Below are 1,176 nucleotides of genomic sequence, written 5' to 3' on the forward strand. Positions count from 1 at the left end.
AGGCTCCGGCCTGGAGATGAACAGTGCCTGCGTCGCCGGGGATCAGCACGAAATCTACAAGGAGTTGGACAGGCAGGAAGCAAGCGCCAGTCCAACTCCCACCAGCAAGTAGGACTCTTGCGGCACGATGTCTTCCGGGAGAGGGGCCAGTCCTGCCTCGTGCCGGCGTGTGGGCTGTGGAACAGTTTCGGGAAGAGTGAATCGCATGTCTTATGAACCCAGAGCCCGGGTAAAGTCCAGCCGCATTCTCGCCGTGTTGGTCGGCGCGGCCGTTGCGCTGAGCGCCTGTACACCCACCGCGGAGAACCCCATGACCGGCTCAAGCAATCCCAGCGATCCCGCGACCGTCAAAGCCCAGGTCGAAGGACTCAAACAAGCCCTCAAGGATCTCCACGCGTTCAAAACCGAAACCCAGAAAGCCATCGGACCCCAGAAATGGGTCGATAAGGGCACTCGAAACAGCGCCTGCAATGCAGGTGATGGCAGGGAGGGCGTGAACTACAGCGTCATGAGCCAAACCATGGAAACCCTCGACTTGGAAGCTTCAACGGACGTGGTCAAAACGTTCTGGGAATCGAAGGGCTTTACCACCCGCGTCGAAACCAACCCGTTGGACCCTGGTCTCATCCGCCTCTACGCCAATCAGAACGGCGGAAACCTCATATCCTTCACCGCGAATGTCAAAGGCTCCGGCCTGGAAATGGACACTGTCTGCATCGCCGGAGACCAAACCGCAATCTACAAGGAGCTGTATCCCGAAATTTACGGGACCCCTTCCAGTCCCAGCTCCTCTCCGTCTGCTAATTAGGCTGTCTGGTGCGCCAAAGGAGCTGCCTATGCCGCCTCGTGCTGGCTTGTGGGCTGTGGAACAGTCTCAGGAAGAGTGAACCCCATGTCCTATGAATCCAAGGCCCGTCTAAAGACCAGCCGCATACTCGCAGCGTTGGTCTGCGCGGCCGTTGCGCTGAGCGCCTGCACACCCACCACGGAGAACCCCATGACCGGCTCAAACAACAGCGATCCCGCAACCGTCAAAGCCCTGGTCGAAGAACTCAAACAAGCCCTCGTGGATCTGCACGCCTTCAAAGTCGAAACCCAACAAGCCATCGGACCCCAGAAATGGGTCGATAAGGGCACTCGTAACATGGATTGCAGAACCTCCGACGGGCAAGACGG

Annotated in this window: 2 protein-coding genes; both read left to right on the plus strand. The window is 58.6% G+C overall.

The annotated features are described in order from the left end of the window. Positions 1–205 precede the first annotated feature (205 nt). Positions 206–808, plus strand: a complete 603-nt coding sequence (locus tag BMY91_RS22880) for a hypothetical protein (RefSeq protein ID WP_090826490.1) — start codon at positions 206–208, stop codon at positions 806–808. 84 nt (positions 809–892) lie between these two features. After that, on the plus strand, positions 893–1,176 hold a 284-nt coding region (locus BMY91_RS22885; protein ID WP_218143868.1), incomplete at its 3' end, for a hypothetical protein.

It is taken from the genome of Arthrobacter sp. yr096 (assembly GCF_900108925.1).
Classification (GTDB): domain Bacteria; phylum Actinomycetota; class Actinomycetes; order Actinomycetales; family Micrococcaceae; genus Arthrobacter.

Bases quoted from the DNA above. Each gene is read 5' to 3' on its own strand.
- BMY91_RS22880 (WP_090826490.1), top strand. From the start codon at position 206: ATGTCTTATGAACCCAGAGCCCGGGTAAAGTCCAGCCGCATTCTCGCC.